Raw genomic sequence first — 24,486 nt, 5'->3', positions numbered from 1 at the left:
GCTGTTGTCTATTTTATTATATCGGAAAGAGATAAAAGTTAGAAATATTGCTGCGTTTGTTAAATTTCTGGTTCTTTTGAACTTAAAATGATTGCGATGAATGAAAAAATAGCAGCCTCTGCTTAAATAAGTTTTTTAATTATCTGAATTCGCCTATATTTTTTGTCAGACAAATCACCAAAATATCAGCAAAACCTGGATTATAGGATTCAATAAATATAAATTTTATTATCTTTGAAAGATATAAATGTTTATGTTTTTATTTTACAGTCCAATTAGATCGTCTTTTAATGAAAGCCTTTTCGCGGCCTGTTCCTATGCTATAATTCCTTACTGTAAGCTAGGCAAGAAGGCTTGCAAAATCATATGGATGGGAGATGAATTTAGAATGGTTTCTTTAACATCAATTTTGGAACACAATCAGCAGTTTGTCAGAGAGAAGAAGTACGAACCCTACAAAACGACAAAATTCCCTTCAAAAAAGCTCGTTATTGTTACCTGTATGGATACAAGACTCACAGAACTTCTTCCGCAAGCAATGGGGCTTAAAAACGGCGATGCTAAGATTGTAAAAAACGCGGGAGCCATCGTTTCTCACCCATTTGGAAGTGTCATGCGCAGCATATTGGTCGCCGTTTATGAATTGCAGGCGGAAGAGGTTTGCATCATCGGCCACCATGAATGCGGGATGTCAGGCCTGAATGCTACCTCAATTCTAGAAAAAGCAAAGGAACGCGGGGTAGAAGCAAGCTGCCTGAGTTTACTTGATAGCGCCGGATTAGATTTGAAAACCTGGCTGACCGGCTTTCACAGTGTGGAAGAAAGCGTTTCCCACAGTGTCAATCTGATCAAGAATCATCCGCTTCTGCCAAAAAAGCTGCCGGTTCACGGGCTTGTGATACACCCGGAGACAGGCAAACTTGACGTCGTGATTAACGGTTATGAAACTGAGTTCATAAAGACTAATTCATAAGGGAGGTTTTAACAAAATATGCGATTCTCTGGGAGATTCAAGGGATACAATTTACAGAAATTTCAGAAAGACCTGATTGCAGGTATCGTAGTAGGAGTCGTGGCAATTCCTTTAGGTATGGCGTTTGCCATTGCCTCGGGAGTCGAGCCTGAATATGGGCTGTATACTGTTGTTGTGGCGGGGATCTGTATTTCTTTGTTCGGGGGATCTAAATATCAAATAGGCGGTCCGACAGGCGCGTTTGTCCCGATTTTATTCGGTATCGTGATGCAGTATGGGCTGGAAAATCTGCTGATAGCGGGGTTTATGGCAGGCGTCATGCTGGTGCTGTTCGGATTGTTTAAGCTCGGCAAAATTATGAAGTACGTGCCGAAGCCAGTTATCGTCGGATTTACGGCTGGAATCGCCGTGTTAATCTTCACTGAACAAATCGCTAATTTTCTCGGTTTGAAAAACGTAGAAAAACATGAGAACTTTCATCACAACATGTTTGAAATTGCACAGAAGCTCGGCACCTTTAACGGATATGCCATTTTGACAGCGGTCATCGGACTTGTCATTTTGCTTGTATCCGCCAAAGTGATGCCAAAGATACCCGGAGCTTTATTGGCTCTTCTCATTTCCACGCTTGTTGCGGTTGTGTTTTTCCCTGACCGCATGGCAACGATTGGCTCAACCTATGGAGAAATTCCTCGCCATTTGCCGGAATTTCAGTTTCCGGAGCTGACAATAGATAAAATGGTCATGCTGTTTCCGGCAGCGCTTGTCATCGCGCTTCTTGGCGGCCTCGAGTCCATATTATCCGCGATGGTTGCCGATAATATGAAAGGGTCAAAGCACGACAGCAACAAAGAGCTTGTCGGCCAGGGGATTGCGAATATGGCCGCGCCGCTGTTTGGCGGAATCCCGGCTACCGGAGCGATTGCGCGGACGGCAACCAATATTAAAAATGGAGCGGTTTCACCTGTCTCAGGTGTCGTTCACGGCGTCGTGGTTCTTCTCGTACTGCTTGTATTCGCGCCTTATGCTTCCCACGTTCCGCTTGCAAGTATGGCGCCGATTTTGATGGTTGTCGCATGGAATATGAGTGAGCGGAAGGAAGTCGCAAACATGCTGAGACTGAAAAACGCCGATTCCTTCATTTTAGCCGCTACCTTTGTCCTGACGGTTCTGTTCGATTTAATCGTCGGTGTGGCGACCGGATTGTTGCTCGCATTTGTGTTCTTCATCAGAAGAATGAGCGAAGCGACCCGTATTCACAATCAGGAGTCTCATCCAGCTCTTGCGAAAGCGGCTAAGAGGGAGCAGGGGACAGATCCTTCGGTCAGCATGTACTCCATAGAAGGACCGCTGTTTTTCGGATCGATTGATTCACTTGAATCGTCACTGTTAGAGCATGTACAGAAAAAGCCGAAGACCCTCATTTTGCTCATGAATAAAGTGCATTACATGGATACATCCGCAGAAGCAGTGCTTGGGAACGTTATGAACCGAATTAAACGCCACAACGGAAAGCTGATGATTGTAGGACTGCAGTCTCAGCCTAGGGAGCTGCTGCATAAAACAGGCCTATTTCACAAAATAGGGAAGCAGCATTTCTTTGATCATCATGATGAAATCACAGGGTGAAAAAAAACGGCCGACTGCGGCCGTTTTTTTTATGCATGCTCAAATCGTTTTGTCAGTTTTTCTTGGTGGGCTTTCATCACGTCACCTAATGAAACGCCGTACATATCAGCAAGGATGGCGATATTCCCGATGACGTCTCCCATTTCTTCAATCAATTCTTGTTTTTGCTCAGCTCGTGTCGATTCTTTCTCATCCGGCCGGTCTCTGCCGATTTCATACGCCCGGACAGCCCGTGCCAGCTCTCCGGCTTCCTCCATTAAAAACCCGACTCGAATAAACGGTCCGTATTCCGTCCAGCCCCTTTTTTCGTAAAACTCTTTCATCCATTTTTCAGCATCTGCCAGCTGCAACATCATCACTCCTGCATTCTTTATGTATTTCATATTGATATTATCACATGAAGGTGGGACAATATATAGTGTGTTTTTTTGAATGTTAACACGATATATAGATGCGGAGATGACAAGATGAAAACAATTTGTGTATTTGCGGGCTCAAACCCGGGGGGAAATGAAGCGTATAAAAGAAAAGCGACGGAGCTTGGCGTGTATATGGCAGAGCAGGGAATCGGCCTGGTATACGGGGGCTCTCGAGTAGGTTTGATGGGCGCGATTGCCGATGCGTTAATGGAAAACGGCGGCACTGCAATTGGAGTGATGCCGAGCGGCCTGTTCAGCGGAGAGGTTGTCCATCAAAATCTGACAGAGCTGATTGAAGTCAACGGCATGCATGAACGAAAGGCAAAAATGAGCGAACTGGCTGACGGCTATATCGCCATGCCTGGCGGTTTCGGTACATATGAAGAATTATTTGAAGTGCTTTGCTGGGCGCAGATCGGCATTCATCAAAAGCCGATCGGACTGTATAATGTCAACGGATATTTTGAACCGATGATGAAAATGATCAAATACAGCATTCAAGAAGGATTTTCTAACGACTCTCATCTTAAACTGATCCATAGCTCTTCACGGCCCGATGAGTTAATTGAGCAAATGAAGAACTACTCATATCCGATTTTAGAGAAAAAGTGGACAGAAATTTAGTGAGCAATCAAAGCTGATTATTACAATGTGAGGTTTCCTGTAGGAAATCTCTTTTTTAGTTTCTTTATGGTTACATAGTATAATTTACTATAATAAAGGACTTTTTCACTAGTTTGGATAGGCGTAATAAGCACAGGTGAGGAGGGGATGAAAATGGCAACATTGTCAGATGTGGCGAAAAAAGCAAATGTTTCGAAAATGACGGTATCACGAGTGATCAATCATCCTGAGACGGTGACAGACGAATTAAAAAAGCTCGTTCATTCCGCGATGAAAGAGCTGAATTACATCCCTAATTATGCGGCAAGAGCGCTCGTGCAAAACAGAACACAGGTTGTCAAACTGTTGATTCTCGAGGAAATGGATACGACAGAGCCGTATTACATGAACTTGTTGACCGGAATCAGCCGGGAGCTGGATCGCCGCCATTATGCTTTGCAGCTTGTGACAAGAAATTCTCTTAATATTGGGCAATGCGACGGTATTATTGCCACTGGCTTGAGAAAGTCCGATTTTGAAGGTGTGATCAAAGCTTTTGAAAAACCGCTAGTCGTATTTGGGCAAAATGAAATGGGCTTTGACTTTATCGATGTGAATAACGAAAAAGGCACTTTTATGGCAACACGCCATGTCATGGGACTGGGCGAGCGGGAAGTTGTCTTTTTTGGCATTGATTTAGATGAGCCTTTCGAACGCTCAAGAGAACAGGGGTATATTCGTGCGATGAATGAAAGCTTTAACAAAACGAATATGTTTCGGATCGATAACAGTTCTAAGAAAAGTGAATGCCTTGCAAGAGAAGTACTGAAATCCATGGACAAACAGGCAGCGTTTGTCTGCGCATCCGATCGAATCGCGCTCGGCGTCATTCGTGCGGCGCAATCGCTTGGAAAACGAATTCCGGAAGACGTTGCGGTTACCGGGAATGACGGTGTTTTTCTTGATCGCATCTCCTCGCCCCGGTTGACTACAGTCAGACAGCCAGTAGTTGAAATGGGTGAGGCCTGTGCGAGAATGCTGCTGAAAAAAATGAATGAAGGCGGTGCTCCCCAAGGACATCTATTTTTTGAGCCGGAGTTAATCGTGCGTGAATCGACTCTGTAAGAGCCTTATTCTGTTATCGATAACAAGGCAAAAAGGATTGTTCCTGCGATTTCATCATGATACTTTCAAAATTGAACCGGTTTAAAACGGAAATCAAAGGGGGAGACATGATGGAATATGCAGCGATTCATCATCAGCCATTCAGTTCTGATGCTTATTCTTATGACGGGCGGACAGTGCATATCAAGATTCGGACGAAAAAAGGTGATGCCGATCACATTCGATTGATTTGGGGCGATCCTTATGAGTACAACGATGGCAGGTGGGCGGCAAACGAGCATCCGATGAGGAAAATCGCCGCAACGGACATGCATGATTATTGGTTTGCTGAAGTGGTGCCGCCATTCAGGCGTTTGCAATATGCGTTTGTTGTAACAGACCATCATGAAGACATCTTTTTCGGAAGCTCAGGTGTATGCCCTTATAACGAAAAAACGCTGGAGACGATACATTATTATTTTAAACTTCCATTTGTTCATGAGACCGATACATTCCAAGCGCCTGAGTGGGCCAAATCAACGGTTTGGTATCAAATTTTTCCGGAGCGTTTTGCTAATGGTAGAGAAGATTTATCGCCGGAAAATGTATTGCCGTGGGGGAGCAAGGATCCGGACGTCAATGATTTTTTTGGAGGAGATTTGCAAGGAATTGTTGACAAGCTTGATTATGTAGAGGATTTAGGGGTGAACGGAATTTATTTAACTCCGATTTTTTCCGCGCCTTCTAATCATAAATACGACACGCTGGATTACTATTCCATTGATCCGCATTTTGGAGATCCGGAGCTTTTTCGCACATTGGTCAGCCAGATTCATCAGCGGGGGATGAGAATTATGCTTGATGCTGTTTTTAATCATATAGGCAGTGCTTCTCCACAGTGGCAGGATGTCGTGAAAAACGGAGCTCAATCCCGCTATAAAGACTGGTTCCATATTCACTCTTTTCCTGTCACAGAAGGCAATTATGATACATTTGCGTTTACTCCCGATATGCCGAAGTTACATACGGCTAATCCCGAGGTACAGAGATATTTGCTTGATATTGCTTTGTATTGGATTCGCGAATTTGACATTGACGGCTGGCGTTTGGACGTGGCAAATGAAGTGGATCACGCTTTTTGGAAGACATTCAAGCAAGCCGTATCAGCAGAAAAGCCTGATATTTATATTTTGGGAGAAATCTGGCATTCTTCCGAACCTTGGCTAAGAGGAGATGAATTTCATGCGGTGATGAACTATCCTTTTACAGAGCCTATGATTGAATATTTTGCTGACCGGGCGATTCCAGCCTCGCGTATGGCCCACCGGTTAAATGCACATTTGATGAATGGGATGAAGCAGGTCAATGAGGTGATGTTTAATTTACTGGACAGCCATGACACAAAACGCCTTTTGACCAGATGCCGAAATGACGAGAAAAAAGCACGCGCTTTGCTGGCCTTTATGTTTGCCCAGACAGGTTCACCATGCATCTATTACGGAACGGAAATCGGGCTGGACGGCGAAAATGATCCGTTATGCCGGAAATGTATGGTTTGGGACAAAGAGAAGCAAAACCAAGAGATGCACACATTTATGAAACGGTTAATTGCTTTACGCAAACAGGAAAGCACTGTATTAACTGAAGGAACTCTTGAGTGGAATCTGCTGGATGACCAAAACAATTTTATTCGTTTTTCACGGACTCTTGATGAAAAAAAACTGATTTATTTCTTTAATCAAGGGGACGCGGCTCGACATGTCAGTTTGCAAGATTTGAATATTGAAAGAAATAAGAAAATCTACGATGTATGGACAGAGCAGCCGCTTCATCATAGCGATGTGATTGCCATTCAGCCGGGAGAATTTTTTATTTTGGGTGCTGCCGCCCCTGGTTAAATTCTGTTATCGGTAACAAATCGAAAGATGTTGTAACCGCTTTCTGCAGAGCCATACAATTGTTATAGATTCGAAATAGAAGGGGGAAAAGAGATGGTAGTTTTTAAAAAGGCCTTCGCCTTATTGGCAGCATCAGTCCTGACATTCGGTCTTGCCGCCTGCTCAAGTTCAAAAGATCTGGCAAGCTCTGACGGCAAAAAGGTACTGACTGTGTCTGTTGAAGAAACCTATAAAGAATACATTGAAAGCATCAAAGCAAAGTTTGAAAAAGAGAATGATGTCACAATAAAAATTGTTGAAAAGCAAATGTTCGATCAATTGGAAGCGCTTCCTCTCGATGGTCCGGCGGGGAATGCACCTGATGTGATGCTTGCAGCATACGACCGGATCGGCGGTTTGGGCCAGCAGGGACATTTGCTAGACATTAAGCCATCTCATACAAAAAGTTTCGGCGATAAAGAAATGCAGCAGGTGACGGTTGACGGTAAGGTGTATGGAATGCCGCTGGTCATTGAAACACTTGTTTTATACTACAACAAGGATCTTTTAAAAACAGCACCAAAAACATTTAAAGACCTTGAAAAATTAGCAAAGGATTCCCGCTTTGCGTTTGCTTCAGAAAAAGGAAAATCAACCGGATTTTTAGCGAAATGGACTGACTTTTATATGTCATACGGTTTATTGGCGGGTTACGGCGGATACGTGTTTGGGAAAAACGGCACAGATTCCGGGGATATCGGCCTGAACAATAAAGGGGCAGTAGAAGCTGTGAAATATGCGGAGACATGGTTTAAAACCTATTGGCCAAAAGGCATGCAAGACAATTCAAGCGCAGATGATTTTATTCAGCAGATGTTTTTAGATGGCAAAGCGGCTGCTATCATCGGCGGACCTTGGTCAGCTGCCAACTATAAAGAGGCTAAATTGAACTACGGAGCGGCTCCTATTCCGACATTGCCAAACGGAGAAGAATACGCCCCTTTTGCCGGCGGCAAGGGCTGGGTTGCTTCAAAATATACAAAAGAACCCGAACTGGCTGAAAAGTGGCTTGAGTATGCTACAAATGATGCCAATGCCTACGTTTTTTATGACGATACAAACGAAGTTCCGGCCAACACAGCTGCAAGGAAGAAAGCGGATGAGCAAAAAAATGAGCTGACGTCAGCTGTGATTACACAATATGAAACAGCGACACCAACTCCGAATATTCCGGAAATGGCTGAGGTATGGACAGGAGCGGAAAGTTTGATTTTTGATGCAGCTACAGGAAAAAAAGCAGCACAACAATCAGCGGATGATGCTGTAAACGTCATGAAGGAAAATATAAAAGAAAAGTATGTGAAATAAAACGGCGGGGTAGCGTCCGGAAGAATAGAGGGCGAAAAAAATGAATCAACACCACACACATGCAAAGCAAAAACGAAAGGCAGGGCTTTTATCGATCATTCCAGGGCTTGGGCAATTTGCGAATCATCAGTTTTCAAAGGGGATCTTGTTTCTGGTCATCACAGGTTTGTTTGTTCTTGAATTATGCGTTTTCGGTATTCAGGCGCTAACCGGATTGATTACATTGGGGAGTGTTCCCGGTAAAGACCACTCACTGTTTATGCTGATTGAAGGCACACTGCAATTGATCGTGACGCTGATGTTCCTCATGTTCTATATCTTTAATATTTATGATTCGCGTAAGACCGCCGCTATGAAAGCGGCGGGTTTGAAGGTCAATACAACAGCCAGGGACATGATCTGTCATGCAGGAGATAAAGGGTTTCCATATTTATTTACACTGCCGGCATATATCATGATGGTGTTTGTGATTATTTTTCCGGTTTTGGTGACTCTGTTTGTTGCATTAACAAACTATGATTTTTATCATATTCCGCCTAATAGTCTGATTGACTGGGTCGGTTTTAAGAATTTCTTGAATATTTTTCTCCTTGGCTCCTATCGTGAAACATTTGTGAATGTACTGGGCTGGACAATCATCTGGACAATCTGTGCGACAACGCTGCAAATCATTTTGGGTATTGTGACGGCTCTTTTCGTCAATCAGGATTTTATAAAAGGCAAGCGGATATATCGAATGATCTTCTTATTTCCGTGGGCTGTTCCGGCTTTTATTACAATCATGAGTTTTTCCAACATGTTTAACGACAGCGTAGGGGCGATGAATGCACAGGTGATTCCATTATTAAATCACCTGCCGTTTGTAGAGCTGCCGTCGATCGCGTGGAAGACCGATCCTTTCTGGACGAAAACGGCTCTCATTATGATTCAGACCTGGCTCGGTTTTCCTTATATTTATGTCATGGTAACGGGCGTGCTTCAGGCGATTCCAGGTGAACTGTATGAAGCGGCAAAGATTGACGGGACCACTTTTTTTCAGCGTTTTCAACATATTACATTCCCGATGATTTTATTTGCGACAGCGCCTGTGATGATTACCCAGTATACATTTAATTTTAATAATTTCTCGATCATCTACTTATTTAATGAGGGAGGACCGGGCAGCGCGGGAGCAGGCGCCGGGTCGACCGATATTTTAATCTCTTGGATTTATAAACTGACAACAGGCACATCACCGCAATATTCTGTTGCGGCGGCTGTTACATTGTTAATTTCTTTCATTGTCATAGGAATTTCTCTGATTGCTTTTAAAAAATCGAATGCCTTTGGCAATGAGGAGGTTATGTAGGTGAACGCGAGAACTGCCAGAATGCTTAATAGAATCTGTACTTATTTATTTTTGACGCTGTTAAGTATCGTCATTCTATATCCGCTGCTGATTACGGCAACATCCGCTTTCCGTGTGGGGAATGTGGCGGCTTTTCAGCTTGATTTTTCGGGTTCTTGGACTTTGGACCATTTTAAGCGGTTATTTGACGAGACGCTTTATCTTCATTGGTACAGCAATACAATTGTCATTGCGCTATCGGTCATGGTATTACAGGTTACGATTGTGACACTCGCCGGGTATACGTACAGCCGGTATCGGTTTGCAGGCAGAAAAAAGAGCCTGGTATTCTTTTTAATCATTCAAATGGTGCCGGCGATGGCAGCGCTGACTGCTTTTTACGTCCTGGCCATGCTGATAGGCGCCCTCGATCAATACTGGTTTTTGACAGCAATTTATATCGGCGGCGGAATTCCGATGAACACGTGGCTGATGAAAGGTTATTTTGATACTGTGCCGAGAGAAATTGATGAAGCAGCGCGAATTGATGGTGCGGGACATCTGAGGATTTTCGCATCAATTGTTTTGCCGCTTGTTAAGCCGATGCTTGCGGTACAAGCGCTTTGGGCTTTTATGGCCCCGTTTGGCGACTATTTGCTGGCGAAGTTTTTGCTTCGCGCACCGGAAAGGCTGACCATCGCTGTGGGGCTGCAATCATTCATTTCAAACCCGCAACAGCAAAAAGTCGCCCTGTTTGCGGCCGGAGCGATACTTGCCGCACTGCCGATATGCATCTTGTTCTTTTTTCTCCAAAAGAACTTTGTGTCCGGGCTGACAGCCGGCGGAACAAAGGGGTAGTTCGATGAAGAATCTGCAAAATGAAAACTTTATGATTCGCTGCCTGAAAGCGGCCGCATCTCCGTCAGGTGTTTGCCGTTATAGGAATACATTCAGCTGGCTGCAGCTCTCTTTTCTCTTTATGTTTTTAACTGCGTGTTTGATGGCGCCGTTGACGGTTTCGTTTATGAAAATGGATCGCTTTAACGTTCAATCCTTCATGCCGTCAGCTATTCAAAAGGTCAATGATCGATTTGCTGATCAATTACAAGGCTTTCAAATCAAAAACGGAAAATTGACAGGCGGGAAAAGCTCTGATCGGATTGAAGATGGACAGAATTTGCTGGCGGTTGATATGAAGCATGAGTTTAAGACGAGCGGTGAAAATGGACGTTTGAAAGTGGCTGGATATGATAACGCAATTATATTTCAGTCTGATCATCTGATCATCACCGATCAAAATGGGGCGGGGTTTTCTGTTCGCTATGCGAAAATGGACGCTAAGCTTAAGAATCCAAACACCCATGATGTAGAGCGTTTTATCAATAAATGGTGGCTGTCACAGTATAAGCCGATGATCATGATGCTGGCATATGCGGTGATTTTTATGATCCAGTTTTTTTTGACGGCTGTTCTTGCGGGAGGCATGTGGATCACAAAATTATCAAACATGATCTCAATTGCGTCAGTTAAGGAAGCGGCATCTATAGCGATTTGCGCATCAGCACTGCCAGCCTTTGTGGCAGCTGCTGTCGGCATGGTTCATTTTGACTTGATCACTGTATTGATGATCCATTCTTGTGGCGTCACTTTGATGATCTCTTTTGCATTTAGATATTTGACCAAAACCCGCCGTTATAATGGAAACTTACATTCAGGAGGAAATTATGATAAATCAGCGGTTATTCGAGATTGATGAATGGCAAATCAAAACAAATCATTTTCAAAAGGAACATATGCGGCTGCAGGAAAGCCTGACTTCTCTTGCCAACGGCTATATGGGTGTCAGAGGGAATTTTGAAGAAGGCTATTCAGGTGACAGCCATCAAGGCACATATATCGCAGGCGTGTGGTTCCCTGACAAAACGCGGGTAGGCTGGTGGAAAAACGGGTATCCGGAGTATTTCGGCAAAGTGATCAATGCGATGAATTTTATTGGCATAGACTTATATATTGATGGTGAAAAAGTCGATCTCTATCAAAACCAAATCGAATCATTTGAGTTAGAACTTAATATGAAAGAGGGGATTCTGCGGCGTAGCGCTGTTGCCCGCATTCAGGATAAAACCGTCAGAATCAGATCTGAGCGATTTCTTAGCCTTGCCGTTAAAGAGCTTTGTGCAATTCATTACGAAGCGGAGTGCCTTACGGGAGATGCTGTCATTACGCTTGTTCCTTACCTGGACGGAAATGTCGCAAATGAAGATTCTAACTACCAGGAACAATTTTGGCAGGAAGAAGCGAAAGGGGCTGATTCTCACCGCGGCCATGTCATCACAAAAACGATTGAAAATCCATTTGGAACACCGCGTTTTACTGTTTCGGCAGCAATGGCAAACGTGACAGAAGGCTTTGTCAGTGAAAGCTTTCAAACAGCTGGCATGTATGCTGAGAATCGCTACAGCTACCAAACGAAGGCTTCTTTGAAAAAGTTTATTATTGTCACGACTTCCCGTGATGTTCGGGAGGAAGAGCTTTTATCGAAAGGCAAGGAGCTTTTGGCGGATGTTCTAGAGAACGGATATGATGAAGCAAGACAAAGGCACACTGATCAATGGAAGGAAAGATGGGCAAAAGCAGACATAGAGATTAAAGGAGATGAGGAACTTCAGCAAGGAATCCGCTACAATATCTTTCAGTTATTCTCGACATACTACGGGGGCGATGCCCGTTTGAATATCGGGCCGAAAGGATTTACAGGCGAAAAATACGGAGGCGCCGCATATTGGGATACTGAGGCATATGCCGTGCCGATGTATTTGGCTGCTGCCGATCCGGAAGTGACGAAACACCTGCTTTTATACCGTTATCACCATCTGGAGGCTGCCAAACGAAATGCCGCTAAATTGGGATTGAAGGGGGCACTTTACCCGATGGTGACGTTCACAGGTGATGAATGCCACAACGAATGGGAGATCACCTTTGAAGAAATTCACCGCAATGGCGCGATTTGCTATGCGATCTATAATTATATCCAATATACAGGCGACAACGACTATATGAAAGAATACGGGATAGACGTTCTTGTTGGTGTCAGCAGGTTTTGGGCGGACCGCGTTCACTTCTCAAAACGAAAAAACAAATATATGATCCACGGCGTCACAGGACCGAATGAATACGAAAACAATGTCAACAACAATTGGTATACAAATGTCATTGCGGCTTGGACGTTGGAGTACACATTAGAAAATCTCGAAAGGATTTCAGCGGAAAAACACCGCCTGCTTGATGTGCAGGAAGAAGAACTGAAGGTCTGGCGAAATATCATTCAGCACATGTACTATCCGTATAGTGAAGACCTGCAAATTTTCATTCAGCATGACACATTCTTGGATAAAGACCTGCAATCAGCGGATAAATTAGATCCAGCTGAGCGGCCCCTTTATCAGAATTGGTCTTGGGACAAGATTCTCCGCTCGAATTTTATTAAGCAGGCAGATGTGCTTCAAGGCATTTATCTTTTTCATGACCGTTTTACAATGGAAGAAAAACGGCGAAACTTTGAATTTTATGAACCAATGACTGTTCATGAATCAAGCCTGTCGCCCTCTGTCCATGCGGTTCTCGCAGCCGAACTTAAGATGGAAAAGAAAGCGCTTGAATTATGTAAGCGTACAGCAAGGCTTGATCTTGACAATTACAATCATGACACGGAAGAAGGCCTGCATATTACATCAATGACGGGGAGCTGGCTCGCGATCGTTCAGGGCTTTGCCGGCATGCGCGTCACGAATGAGACGCTGTCATTTGCTCCGTTTTTGCCGAAAGATTGGGATGGATATTCGTTCAAAATCAATTATCGACACCGCTTAATCAATGTTACGGTTGACGAAAAAAGCGCCATCTTTGAAATTTTAAAAGGCGAGCCGCTGCACATGAAAGTTTATGAGGAGCCGGTTGTGCTAAATGAGCGATATGAAAGGAGAACGCCTGATGAGTGAATGGTGGAAAGAAGCTGTTGTTTATCAAATTTACCCGCGCAGTTTTTATGATTCCAATGGAGATGGATTCGGGGATTTGCAAGGCGTGATTCAAAAGCTGGATTACATCAAACATCTCGGGGCGGATGTGATCTGGCTCTCCCCGGTGTTTGATTCCCCGCAGGATGATAACGGCTATGACATCAGCGACTACAGAAACATGTACGGAAAATTTGGGACAAATGAAGATATGTTTCAGTTAATTGATGAAGTGCATCAGCGCGGAATGAAAATCATCATGGATTTGGTCGTGAACCACACGTCAGATGAGCATGCCTGGTTTGCTGAAAGCCGCAAGTCAATGGACAATCCTTACCGGGATTATTATTTTTGGAAAGATCCAAAACCGGACGGCTCAGAGCCGAACAATTGGGGGTCGATCTTCTCGGGGCCGGCGTGGACATTTGATGAAGGAACAGGGCAGTATTATTTGCACTACTTTTCGAAAAAGCAGCCTGATTTAAACTGGGAAAATGAAGCGGTACGCCGGGAAGTTTATGATTTGATGAGGTTCTGGATGGATAAAGGCGTTGACGGCTGGCGCATGGATGTGATCGGCTCCATTTCGAAATACATCGATTTTCCGGACTACGAAACAGATGACAGCCGCCGCTATATCGTCGGCCGCTATCATTCAAACGGTCCCCGCCTGCATGAGTTTATTCAAGAGATGAACCGGGAAGTGCTGTCTCATTACGATTGCATGACAGTGGGAGAGGCAAACGGTTCCGATACAGAAGAGGCGAAAAAGTATACGGATGAAAGCAGACATGAGCTGAATATGATCTTTACGTTTGAACATATGGATATTGATACGGAACCACATTCGCCAAATGGGAAATGGCAGATCAAGCCGTTTGATCTGATCGCTTTAAAAAAGACAATGACAAGGTGGCAGAACGCGTTAATGAATGTCGGCTGGAATACCCTGTATTTTGAAAACCATGATCAGCCAAGGGTCATATCCCGCTGGGGCAATGACGGCGAGCTGCGAAAGCTGTGTGCAAAGGCATTTGCAACGGTGCTTCACGGGATGAAAGGAACCCCGTTTATTTACCAAGGAGAAGAAATCGGGATGGTCAACAGTGATATGCCGCTGGAAATGTATGACGATCTTGAAATAAAAAATGCATATCGTGAATTAGTCGTTGAAAACAAAACGATGTCAGAAAAAGATTTTCTAAAAGCTGTAACGAAAAAAGGAAGGGATCACGCGAGAACACCGATGCAATGGGATGCCAGAAAACATGCGGGATTTACAGTTGGAGATCCTTGGATAGCGGTAAATTCCCGCTATCATGAAATCAATGTGAAGGAGTCCTTGGACGATCTAGATTCGATTTTCTACTATTACCAGAAGCTCATTCAATTGCGGAAGCAATATAAGATCTTGATAGATGGAGATTATCAGCTGCTGCTGGAGGATGACCCGCAAATCTTCTCTTATATCCGTGAATATCAAGGGGAAAAGCTTCTCGTCGTTGTGAATTTGTCGGAAGACAAGGCGCTGTTCGAATTACCTCAGGAACTGATTCATGAGCGTTGGAAAGTGCTCATTTCCAACTATTCGGAGGAGCGGGCTGACTTGAAGAGCATTTGCCTCGCACCTTATGAAGCTGTGATGGGCATCAGCATATGAAAGCAGTCATTTTTGATTTAGACGGAGTGATAACAGATACTGCTGAATATCATTTTCTCGCTTGGAGGCACATCGCAGAACAAATCGGTATTCCCTTTGACCGAAGTGTGAATGAAAGCCTCAAAGGAATCAGCAGAGAAAAGTCGCTTGAAAACATACTGATCAGGAGCGGTGCAGAAGCAAAGTATACAAATGCGGAGAAGCAAGATCTCCTGCATCAAAAAAACAAATATTATCAAACGTTGATCAGCAAATTGACGCCGGAAGATCTTTTGCCTGGAATCGGCAGGCTTCTTTGTGAATTAAAAGGCGAAAAGATAAAAATTGGGTTAGCATCTTCAAGCCGCAACGCCCCCGAGGTTTTAAAACGTTTAGAGATTATTAACGATTTTCATGCGATTGTTAATCCAACGGCTCTTGCGAACGGGAAACCTGATCCTGAGATATTTTTAACCGCCGCAGCGCTGCTTGGCGTCTCTCCGGCTGACTGTGCGGCAATAGAAGACGCTGAAGCGGGTATCGCCGCCATTAAATCTGCCGGGATGTTTGCGGTTGGAGTCGGTCATGAACAATCAATGCATGATGCTGATTTGATTGTCAGGCAAACTTGCGATTTGTCGTTTGATGTGCTCAATGAAGAGTGGAAGTCGTATAGAATAAACATTGTTCAAAAGTGAAAGGAGGAGAAAGGGGCTGCATTTCCGATATTTTGTATGTATGTTCACTTGTCAGTATGTAAATTCCTTTAGCATGAAAAAACCTGCAAGAGACATGTCTCTTGCAGGTCGCAGTATTACTTTTGCTCTTCTGTGTTGCGTGTCAAAACCTTATCAATCAAGCCGTATTCCATTGCTTCTTCGGCTGATTTGAAGTTATCGCGGTCAGTATCGCGCTCAATGACTTCAAGCGGCTGGCCTGTGCGTTCAGCAAGCACTTTGTTTAATTTGTCGCGAAGCAAGAGAATGCGTTTCGCAGCAATTTCAATTTCTGTTGCCTGACCTTGCGCTCCGCCAAGTGGCTGGTGAATCATAACTTCACTGTTAGGAAGCGCATAGCGTTTGCCTTTTTCTCCGGCAGCAAGCAGGAACGCACCCATTGATGCAGCCATACCGATACAAATTGTAGATACCTTTGGCTTAATAAACTGCATGGTATCATAAATCGCCATACCGGCTGTGATAGAGCCGCCCGGGCTGTTGATGTAAATAGAAATATCTTTTTCAGGGTCTTCTGCTTCTAAGAATAAAAGCTGTGACACGATGGAGTTCGCAACGTTGTCATCAATCGCAGATCCAAGCATGATGATACGATCCTTTAATAAACGAGAATAAATGTCATACGCTCTTTCCCCGCGGTTCGTTTGTTCAATGACTGTAGGTATTAAATTCATAATGCTCCTCCTTCACCTTTTAGGTAAGTATGTAGTTACATGATACATTTTTGGTCAATAAAGGTCAAACAAAAAGCTGGCTTGACATGCAAACTCTTCTCTTTTTCCCATTTTCCCCAAAAATACAACGGTTCAAACCATCGTATGTGAGGTTCTGAAAGAAGATGATGTGTCTTCTTAAAAAAACAGCCCTTTCAAAAAGAGGGTTGTTATTTTAGCTGAAATGCCGTATAATGAGTTATGCTGACGTTATCATCACGCAGTGAAAATATGTCAATATGCGCTCGTAGCTCAGTTGGATAGAGCGGTGGTTTCCGGTACCACGTCTGTCGGGGGTTCGAATCCCTTCGAGCGCGTCCAATAGAACAACAGGAAAGACAAGGGTTTGGCGATTGCCGCTCTTGTCTTTTTTGTGTTGTACAAGAAAACATTCTCGCAAATACATAATTTTCCCCCTGCAGGGCATCGTAGGTAAATGAACAGTATTGAATTTGCTAAGGAGGATGACAATGGGAATTTTAAGCGGTAATCCGCAAGAAGAACCGATGCATTATGGTGAGGTATTCAGCTTGTGGAGTTATGTGATGGCGGGAAATAAAATGATCGGCAATTTTCAGATGTTATTGCATCATGTTGGTGATGCCGACTTAAAGAAGCTGCTTCATGAGTCCATTGAGAAGTGTCAAGATGAAATCAAACAGGTCAGCAATATTCTGAAAGAAAACGGCGTGGCGCTTCCACCTGCTTCTCCTGAGCCGCCGGACGCAGATCTTCACGAGATTCCGCCGGGCGCGCGGTTTCTCGATCCGGATGTGGCCGCATCTGCAGCGGCGCAGAATGCTGCGGGTCTTGTGACATGCAGCAAAATTATGGGGCAGTCGATCCGCGAAGACATTGCCATGATGTTTGGGCAATTTCATATGAGCAAGGCAGCAACAGGAGCAAAATACTTAAGGCTGCTGAAAAACAAGGGCTGGCTGATCCCGCCGCCGCTTCACCTTCATAAACATCAAGATGATGAGTAAAAGATAAAAGGCATATACAGCTATCTGTATATGCCCTTTTATGATTAAGACGTAAGACGCAGGCCGATGACACCGGCAAGGATCAGGCAAAGAGAAATCAGCTGAGAAAGCTGAAACCGTTCCTTAAACCAAATCAGGCTGACTGCTGTTACACCTATGCTGCCTATACCGGTCCAAACGGCATAAGCAACACCGGATGGCAGGATTTGCATGGCCTGTGAAAGGCAGTAAAAAGATAAAGCAAATCCGGCAGTCATCACAATAAATGGCCATTTTTTCTTTGTGCCGTCTATATATTTCATGGCGATCGCAGCTATAATTTCTTCTATACCCGCAATGAATAATAAAAACCACGCCATTATTTTTCACCTCTCGGCTGAGTTTTACTTTCTTTTGTGAAAAGCTTCATTCCTAAAATGCCGGCTAGCAGCAGCATTAAAAAGAAGATTTGGGCTGCTGAGAAGGATTCGCCTAAGTAGATCCCGGTCATGTAGGTTCCGACCGTTCCAATTCCGACAAATACAGTATACGCTGCGGCCATAGGGATTTTTCGATAAGAGCGGATTAACAGTATGAAGCTTATCGCTATTAATAGAAATACGATGATCCAATCAAAAAGCGTATCCGCATGTTTGAGGGAGGAGGCCCAAACCACTTCTAGAAGCCCTGCTATTAAAACAAGCATCCAATACAACATAAACACCTCTTTTTATGAATGAACGTCAGTCATTTTTAGATATTAAAAAATGAGCGGTGTCACCCAGTCATTTTTTAAGCTTTACCTAAGCTCCGTTTTAAGAATGTAAAAATTTCTTTTTTAGATACTTCAAGATTTTCATCTTGTTCAAACCCGATATAAAACCGTTCTGCTGTGTTCTCAACTAAATTGATGATGGTTCTTGCCGTCCACTTTGCATTGATGCCTTCAATCACATCTTGGTTTTCAACCGCCATATTAATGATGTTCTCCAGCCAGGAATAATAAGGCTGATAAATGGTCTCCCATTTTTCCATGGAATGGTCGATGGCAAGCCCCGAGTAGCAGAGGACAATAATATCTTTATGGCGCTCTGTGATGTGAAACGTCTCATCAATTAAGGTTTGTAAGACGGTCCAAAAATCTTCCTCGCCATTCAGTCTTCCTTTGATTTGCTCTAGCGTGTGAGTGAGAAGGTTTTCCGCTATGGCCGGAATCAAAGCATTTTTGGATGAAAAATATAAATAAAACGTTCCTTGGGCAGTCCCGGCTTTTTTTACGATATCTGAGATGGAGGCCTTATCGAGTCCCTTTTCAGAAATGACTTCAATCGCCGCCTGCAGAATCTTTTCATATTTTCCTGATGTTTGTTTTGGCATGAGGAACACCTCCTGTAATGACTGACTATCATTCATTTTATCTTGAGTGATGGCGTTTGTAAAGCGAAAAAAGAAGCAAGAGAAACTCCTGCTTCTTTATTTATCATAATCAATCGCGGCTTTCGGGAGCCCGGTATACTTTGCCCAATAATAAATCGCAAGCGAGCCGACAGCAACCAAAATGAGATCGATGGGATTGCTGATCAAGCCTAGGCCATGCCCGAAAGAGCCGATATAGGAAAAAATCAGCATCATGACATAAAATCCGACGAGCCACCAGGCTGATTTCAGCTGCTGGGCAAGGCTTACATCTTCTTTAGGCGCGTATTTGCTGAAGCAGAGATAGATCAAAAACATGACGAGCTGTGAGCCGAGAAGCCAGGAAACGGTTGTCCATCCTGACCAGTACACAATAAACGCCGTAAATATAAATGAAAGCGGCCCGATAATGCTCATTCCTTTTAAATAAAATGGCCTGTTTAAGTCCTTCGCATTTACTCTCAGTGCGGCTGAAGAAATCGGCGCAATCGCATAAGAAAGGATTAAGGCAACAGAACAAACATTGACGAGCGCGTTCCACGAAGGAAAGGGAAGCGTCCAGAATATCGAGAGACCGAACGAAAGCCATAGAGACGCCCGGGGGGTACCGGTTTCTTGATTGACCTTTGAAAATACACGGAATAACGTGCCGTTCCGTGCCCAGGCGTAAACGAGACGAGACGTCGTATTCATAAATATATTCCCATTTCCTCCGGGGGACAGGATCGCATCCAGAATGACTAGCGTTGCAAGCCATCCTAAACCAAGCATGACCGCAATATCTTTAAACGGCAATGAAAACTCACGGCCGATTGCCGGCCAACCGTTTTTCAGTGTTTCTGTCGGAATCGCACCGATAAAGGTAACTTGCAAAATAGTATAAATGATGGTGGAAACGATAATACAGATAATTAATGCGATTGGGATGTTACGCTTCGGGTTTTGCACCTCGCCGGCAACAGATACGATAGGGTGCAGCCCGAGATACGCAAACATGACACCCCCGGTCGAAATGGCGGCCTGTATGCCTGTAAAACCAAAAGGCGCAAACCCTTCAACCGATAAGTTCCCTGGCTGAAAATGAAAAATCAGCACAATAATGATCGTGACCGGAACGATATATTTAAAAATAGAAATAATGAAATTGGCCTTAGCAAAGGTTTTGACGCTCCAATAATTCAGCAGGAAAAACAAGCAGAGCAAGGCAAACTGCAAAATCCAGCCTGCGATAGTCGGGGAGTCAGAGCCCTCTTTGGTCAGGCCCGGAAACCAATAGGCCACATATTGCCGGACAGCTGTGACTTCAATCGAAATCAGGCTTGTGTAAGCGACAATTGTGACAAATGAAATTAAATAGCCGACCAGATGGCCGTGTGAATAAACCGGATACCTGATGATGCCTCCAGTGCGGGGCAAAGCGGCTCCGAGCTCCGCGTACACCAGTCCGATTAACAGAATAATGGCTCCTCCCATAATCCAGGAAAAAGCGCCGGAGGGTCCTGCTTTTGAAGCGACATTACTGACAGCGAACAGCCATGCTGATCCAAAGATAGCTCCCATCCCGATCAAAATCAGATCAAACAGCGACATCGATTTTTGAAAATTTCCTTGTTTAGACATCCGCTTCCTCCTTAGAAACAAGCCTTATATTTCTTACAATGCCCAATATGAAACAGACAATACGCACCTGCTGATGGCTTTCGGCTCTCACAATAAAAACAGATGCAGCAAGCGCTGCATCTGTTTTTATTGATGAATCGTATCGAAATGTTTCACTTTTATATTTGTAAAGGAAGCTGAGCCGCCTTCAGAAAAAAGAGTAATGCCTTTATCCTCGGATTTTGGGAACACTTCATTTGAAAAAACGGTTTTCCCGTCACCGACAAACACTTCTATCGTTGTTTTATCAACGAGTATTTTTAAGTGCACATTTTGTTTGCTGCTGTCATAGGGCGCTTTGCTTTCAACGAACCTTTTGCTTTTATCAGGCTGGTCTGTGAAAGCTCTGTTGACATACGCATAGCCGCCTTCAGCAAATATGCCGACATCAATATGGCGTTTTTTGTCTGCCGATTCTCTCAGCCGGACGCCGGCGTTTTTCATGTCTGACCAAGAAAGATCCATATCCAGCTGATACGTATCGCCTGTTATGGACAGGGTTTTGGAGCCGCTGACACTCAGTTCTTTCACTTCGTCAGTGGAAGCGGAAAGCTGCTGCAATGCTTCAACAGGCTGTGAGACGAGGCTGTATGTGCCGTCCTGCTGCTGGAGCCGGATTTCACGCACGATTGAGTCTGTGCCGTTAAAGCCATTTTTTCGGGTCGGCGTGTTATTCGCGTAATCCCAATTATTCATCCAAGCCAGCGCGTAACGCTTATTCAATTGATCTGTGTCTTTCCCGTCCTCAAACGTTACGCCCCCGTACCAGTCAAATCCGTAATCAAGCCATTGGGGTTCGGTTTGATCCGCAGAAAATTCTTTTCCGTCAAAGCCACCGGTCCAGTAGGCGTACGTATTGGGTTTGCCCCACGGTTTCCCGTTTGCGCTTGCGCCGAGAATCCACTTCGTCGTCCCGTCACTTGCCCGCATCATGTATAGGTCGGGGCATTCGATCATGCCTGCCTGCTTCGTAATAAAACCGCTTGTGTACTGCCAATCCTTTAAATTATCGGATTCATAAAAGCCGATTTTTGTTCCTTCGGCCATGACCATTACCCATTTATTATCCTGATCATCCCATATGACTTTAGGGTCTCTGAAATCATTTGTCCCCGGATTGGGCATAATGGGATCAGCAGTGTAGGGCTTAAATGTCTTCCCTTTGTCTGTGCTGTACCATAAATGCTGCTCCTGCTTTTTGTCTTTGGCTGAAGGCTGAGTCACAATGGCGACAAGTGCATTTTTGCCAAAGCCGGCTGTATTTTCTTTATCGATGACGAATGATCCGGTCCAGATGTCGCCGTTTGGATTTGTGTATTTGGGAATCGCCACGCCTTCATCTGTCCAATGCACCAAATCCTCTGATACGGCATGCCGCCATTCCGTGCCGTTGCCGTTTGGATAATCCCCGTTATACAGATAATAGTAATGATACTTTCCATCGAAATAGATGGGTTTTTGTGGGTCGTTTTTCCATTTGTCAGGAGCCGTAAAATGATATGCCGCCCGGTAGTCCGGCTTATGGGTTGATTTTGATTTTTTGACCGGTTCCTCTTTTGGCCATAGGTCTATAAACAAAAGGATTCCTAAAAAGATAAGGAATACCGCTGACCATTTGCATGTTTTTTTATATGTCATTTCGGTTTCTCCGCTTTAGATTTTAATAAAGAAATAAAAGAAAATGCCAATAGGGTATCGGCATTTTCTTTTGCGTTTATTTGTTAACTGTTAGTTGGCCTTGTTCAAGGATGCTGTTTTTCACAACAGATGTCTTTTTGCCTTTGATGTTCAATAAGAAGCTTGGCGCGAACGTTGCCTGCTTGTCTGCATAGAAGCCTCTGTTTGTCATGTAGCTTGTAATAACGACATTGTTACCTTCAGCTTGCGGTACGGCAAAGTGTGAGTAAGTAAAGGTCACATCGTTAGGATCAAGATCCATTTTCAGCACAAGGCCGGTTTTGTTCAGCGGCTTGTACGGGCCTGTTAAGGAGTTGGAAACATAACCCAGCATGTAAATATCGTTAGACGTAATGCCGTCGATTGTCATTTTTGATCCTCTAGAGTCAGTGAACAGATACCATTTGCCGTTCATTTTGAAGACATTTGCACGTTCGATTTCGTCAGTCACTGTGTTAGACGTGATCAGCGGCTTCATGACTTTCTTCAATGTGTAGTCATCGTTAAGCTCAATAATGCCAAGTGCGCCGTTAGCTAATTCTGCAGTGCGTTTCTTATCGCTTTGCAGAAGTTTTTGACTTTCTTGACGGAAGAATGATGAGCTTTTGCCATAATAAGCTTTGTTAAATAAAGATTCTTCGCCTTGGTAGCCGTCTTCAGTTCCTGTGTTTGCTTCAAATACTAGGTATTTGCGGCCGTGATCTTCCACATAGTGAGGATCTCTCAGCGTATGGTTATCGCCTGAACTATAGTTGCCCTCATCAATGAACTGTTGAACATTTTGATACGTTTTGCCGTCCCCGTCAAAAATTGATTTGTGATCTTCTACACCGTTAATCGTAAGAGAACTGTCTGAAGTTGACACGTTAACCTGCGCAGTTGTCAGTGTTTGTTTGCCGTAATGTTTACCGGAAAAGTCAGTGTAGAATAAACGGATTTTGCCATCGGATGTAAATGTAGCTGATCCTGACCATTCTTGTGTTTGATCTTTTAAGATGGGATCATTTGCGTCAAACTTGTCACTGTCTTTAAAGACACGGCCTGCGTTTTTCCAGCTGTCAATGGAAGTCTCGCCAACTTTTTGATAGAACATGTAAATTGATGTGTCATCCGCGTTTTTAGGGTCTCCGGCTAATGCAAAGACAATGTGATAGCCGTGATAGTTTGCGACTGTGCCGTCCGCGTTTTGCAATGGCCAGCTGTCCCACACGTCCAAACCTTTTGCGGAAGAGATGTTTTTAATATTCGATTGGTCAAATTCAGGCACCTGATATTTTTCATTCTTTTGCTGTTCAGGGATTTGCAGCATGTCGTGGCGGGTAATATGGGAAATGCCGTATGTCTCTTTATACGGTTTGTGATCTGCTTCTTTCGCAAACGCTTGAGTCGCGCCTCCTGCCAGCAGTGCGGTTGTAAAGGTTAATGCTGTTGCCTGTTTGGCAAACTTTTTGATGTTCATCGTTCATGTCTCCTTTTTTATGTACTGTGTTAGCGGTCTGCTTTCTTCCAGCCCTCCTGTTGAGTGGCAAGTCGGTTACGTGCAATAAAAAAAGACCTAAAATATGTAAAGGGGTGACGCCAAAGAATACACTTTGCCCTTAACACATTTTAGGTCTTGCCTGCTTTATCAGTAACAAACCTGCGTAATTTACTTTTCGACATTATTCTATTAGACACTGGACCTTATTTCAACGGGTCTATTTTCCTCTTTTGTTTGATAGAAAATGAATAAAAAGATTTTAAGAGTACAGGTCTTATGGACTAATCAGGCTGATTATTTCTTTACATCTTCTATAGGTTATCACAAGCTTTCGCATGGGTATAAAGTTCCTTTTTATCAAGCCTAACCGAACAACACAAAAGTGATGAAAAATGTAAATTCATCAATAACGACAGTATAAATAAAGCCATTTCCGTAAAAAAAATTTTTAAGCGGAGGTCCTATTTCTTCTATTATATAAGTATTGACTTATATATTCAGTGGATTATACAATGAACGCGGAAGGGAGCTGATGCTTTCATGAAGCATGCCTTGACATCTACTGAAATCAGTCGCTGCCTGAAGCTTCTTCATGATCAAACCAGGCTTTTGATCATGAAGAAGCTGGAGGAAAAAACATACTGTGTCTGCCAGTTTGTCGAGATGTTTGACATGAGCCAGCCAGCTATCAGCCAGCATTTGCGGAAGCTGAAACAGGCTGGATTTGTGAATGAAGAGAAAAAGGGACAGTGGCGGTTTTATTCAATTAATTCGGCTTGTCCTGAATATGGATTGATTCAATCGATTCTCGGTCACATCAGATCAAATGATGACGTGTTGCAGTCTATTCAGAAAAAAGAAACTCAAGTTTCTTGTAAGTAGGA

The 24,486-nt window shown here is 43.9% G+C and carries 22 protein-coding genes and 1 tRNA gene; 15 read left to right on the top strand and 8 right to left on the bottom strand.

What is annotated here, in order from left to right; translation table 11 throughout:
• Positions 1-370 precede the first annotated feature (370 nt).
• Together NSU16_RS17120 and NSU16_RS17115 are read left to right on the top strand one after the other, a co-directional pair.
• Complete coding sequence (locus NSU16_RS17120) at positions 371-973, top strand: carbonic anhydrase (RefSeq protein ID WP_173400507.1); 603 nt, start codon at positions 371-373, stop codon at positions 971-973.
• 18 nt (positions 974-991) lie between these two features.
• On the top strand, positions 992-2,602 hold the full coding sequence (locus NSU16_RS17115; protein ID WP_168748821.1) for a SulP family inorganic anion transporter: 1,611 nt from the start codon (positions 992-994) through the stop codon (positions 2,600-2,602).
• A 29-nt stretch (positions 2,603-2,631) separates the two neighbouring features.
• Here the strand turns inward: NSU16_RS17115 and NSU16_RS17110 are convergent, their stop codons facing one another.
• Positions 2,632-2,952 (bottom strand): MazG-like family protein, encoded by a 321-nt coding sequence (locus NSU16_RS17110; RefSeq protein ID WP_010331987.1) that lies wholly within the window; start codon positions 2,950-2,952, stop codon positions 2,632-2,634.
• 117 nt (positions 2,953-3,069) lie between these two features.
• Between NSU16_RS17110 and NSU16_RS17105 the strand changes: the two genes are divergently transcribed.
• From NSU16_RS17105 to pgmB, 10 genes are all read left to right on the top strand, one after another.
• On the top strand, positions 3,070-3,645 hold the full coding sequence (locus tag NSU16_RS17105; protein WP_010331986.1) for a TIGR00730 family Rossman fold protein: 576 nt from the start codon (positions 3,070-3,072) through the stop codon (positions 3,643-3,645).
• A gap of 153 nt (positions 3,646-3,798) precedes the next feature.
• On the top strand, positions 3,799-4,749 hold the full coding sequence (locus NSU16_RS17100; RefSeq protein ID WP_010331985.1) for a LacI family DNA-binding transcriptional regulator: 951 nt from the start codon (positions 3,799-3,801) through the stop codon (positions 4,747-4,749).
• A 107-nt stretch (positions 4,750-4,856) separates the two neighbouring features.
• Positions 4,857-6,626 carry a glycoside hydrolase family 13 protein gene (locus NSU16_RS17095; protein ID WP_339192713.1) on the top strand — a complete coding sequence of 590 codons (1,770 nt, stop codon included), beginning with the start codon at positions 4,857-4,859 and terminating at the stop codon, positions 6,624-6,626.
• Positions 6,627-6,719: 93 nt separating this feature from the next.
• Entirely contained in the window at positions 6,720-7,973 is a 1,254-nt protein-coding gene (locus NSU16_RS17090) for an extracellular solute-binding protein (RefSeq protein ID WP_339191609.1), read from the top strand.
• 40 nt (positions 7,974-8,013) lie between these two features.
• Positions 8,014-9,321, top strand: a complete 1,308-nt coding sequence (locus tag NSU16_RS17085) for a sugar ABC transporter permease (protein ID WP_339191607.1) — start codon at positions 8,014-8,016, stop codon at positions 9,319-9,321.
• A complete protein-coding gene (mdxG, locus tag NSU16_RS17080; protein WP_326191780.1) occupies positions 9,322-10,158 on the top strand; it encodes a maltodextrin ABC transporter permease MdxG in 837 nt (278 codons plus the stop codon).
• Between the two features lie 4 nt (positions 10,159-10,162).
• A complete protein-coding gene (locus tag NSU16_RS17075; protein WP_229149368.1) occupies positions 10,163-11,053 on the top strand; it encodes a DUF1189 family protein in 891 nt (296 codons plus the stop codon).
• Positions 11,025-13,298: a glycoside hydrolase family 65 protein gene (locus NSU16_RS17070; RefSeq protein WP_339191606.1), complete on the top strand. Its 2,274-nt coding sequence runs from the start codon at positions 11,025-11,027 to the stop codon at positions 13,296-13,298. Before NSU16_RS17075 ends, NSU16_RS17070 begins: the two co-directional genes overlap by 29 nt.
• Entirely contained in the window at positions 13,291-14,976 is a 1,686-nt protein-coding gene (locus NSU16_RS17065) for an alpha-glucosidase (RefSeq protein WP_326196696.1), read from the top strand. Before NSU16_RS17070 ends, NSU16_RS17065 begins: the two co-directional genes overlap by 8 nt.
• Positions 14,973-15,653: a beta-phosphoglucomutase gene (gene pgmB / locus NSU16_RS17060; protein ID WP_268472079.1), complete on the top strand. Its 681-nt coding sequence runs from the start codon at positions 14,973-14,975 to the stop codon at positions 15,651-15,653. The genes NSU16_RS17065 and pgmB overlap by 4 nt, the downstream gene beginning before the upstream one ends.
• A 116-nt stretch (positions 15,654-15,769) precedes the next feature.
• Here pgmB and clpP read toward each other — a convergent pair whose 3' ends face one another.
• Positions 15,770-16,366 carry an ATP-dependent Clp endopeptidase proteolytic subunit ClpP gene (gene clpP / locus NSU16_RS17055; protein ID WP_003326811.1) on the bottom strand — a complete coding sequence of 199 codons (597 nt, stop codon included), beginning with the start codon at positions 16,364-16,366 and terminating at the stop codon, positions 15,770-15,772.
• A 280-nt stretch (positions 16,367-16,646) separates the two neighbouring features.
• Here clpP and NSU16_RS17050 point away from each other — a divergent pair.
• Positions 16,647-16,722, top strand: a tRNA-Arg gene (locus NSU16_RS17050).
• 153 nt (positions 16,723-16,875) lie between these two features.
• Positions 16,876-17,391, top strand: coding sequence for a DUF3231 family protein (locus tag NSU16_RS17045; RefSeq protein WP_339191605.1), 516 nt, complete (start codon positions 16,876-16,878; stop codon positions 17,389-17,391).
• Positions 17,392-17,435: 44 nt separating this feature from the next.
• Here the strand turns inward: NSU16_RS17045 and NSU16_RS17040 are convergent, their stop codons facing one another.
• The 6 genes from NSU16_RS17040 to sacB form a co-directional block, all read right to left on the bottom strand.
• A complete protein-coding gene (locus NSU16_RS17040; RefSeq protein WP_268449056.1) occupies positions 17,436-17,750 on the bottom strand; it encodes a multidrug efflux SMR transporter in 315 nt (104 codons plus the stop codon).
• Positions 17,750-18,085, bottom strand: a complete 336-nt coding sequence (locus NSU16_RS17035) for a multidrug efflux SMR transporter (protein WP_268449058.1) — start codon at positions 18,083-18,085, stop codon at positions 17,750-17,752. Before NSU16_RS17035 ends, NSU16_RS17040 begins: the two co-directional genes overlap by 1 nt.
• 77 nt (positions 18,086-18,162) lie before the next feature.
• Positions 18,163-18,747 (bottom strand): TetR family transcriptional regulator, encoded by a 585-nt coding sequence (locus tag NSU16_RS17030; protein ID WP_339191602.1) that lies wholly within the window; start codon positions 18,745-18,747, stop codon positions 18,163-18,165.
• Between the two features lie 96 nt (positions 18,748-18,843).
• A complete protein-coding gene (gene aspP / locus NSU16_RS17025) occupies positions 18,844-20,406 on the bottom strand; it encodes an aspartate/proton symporter AspP (RefSeq protein ID WP_229149345.1) in 1,563 nt (520 codons plus the stop codon).
• A gap of 126 nt (positions 20,407-20,532) precedes the next feature.
• Positions 20,533-22,083 carry a glycoside hydrolase family 32 protein gene (locus tag NSU16_RS17020; protein ID WP_339191600.1) on the bottom strand — a complete coding sequence of 517 codons (1,551 nt, stop codon included), beginning with the start codon at positions 22,081-22,083 and terminating at the stop codon, positions 20,533-20,535.
• 76 nt (positions 22,084-22,159) lie between these two features.
• Complete coding sequence (gene sacB / locus NSU16_RS17015; RefSeq protein WP_339191598.1) at positions 22,160-23,581, bottom strand: levansucrase; 1,422 nt, start codon at positions 23,579-23,581, stop codon at positions 22,160-22,162.
• A gap of 561 nt (positions 23,582-24,142) precedes the next feature.
• On the opposite strand from sacB, the gene NSU16_RS17010 reads away from it, so the two are divergent.
• Entirely contained in the window at positions 24,143-24,484 is a 342-nt protein-coding gene (locus NSU16_RS17010) for a metalloregulator ArsR/SmtB family transcription factor (RefSeq protein ID WP_010331969.1), read from the top strand.
• The last annotated feature ends 2 nt before the right edge of the window (positions 24,485-24,486 follow it).

It is taken from the genome of Bacillus sp. FSL K6-1003, assembly GCF_037964945.1.
GTDB classification, from domain to species: Bacteria; Bacillota; Bacilli; order Bacillales; family Bacillaceae; genus Bacillus; species Bacillus mojavensis.
This window is presented reverse-complemented; position numbering and strand designations above follow the sequence as displayed.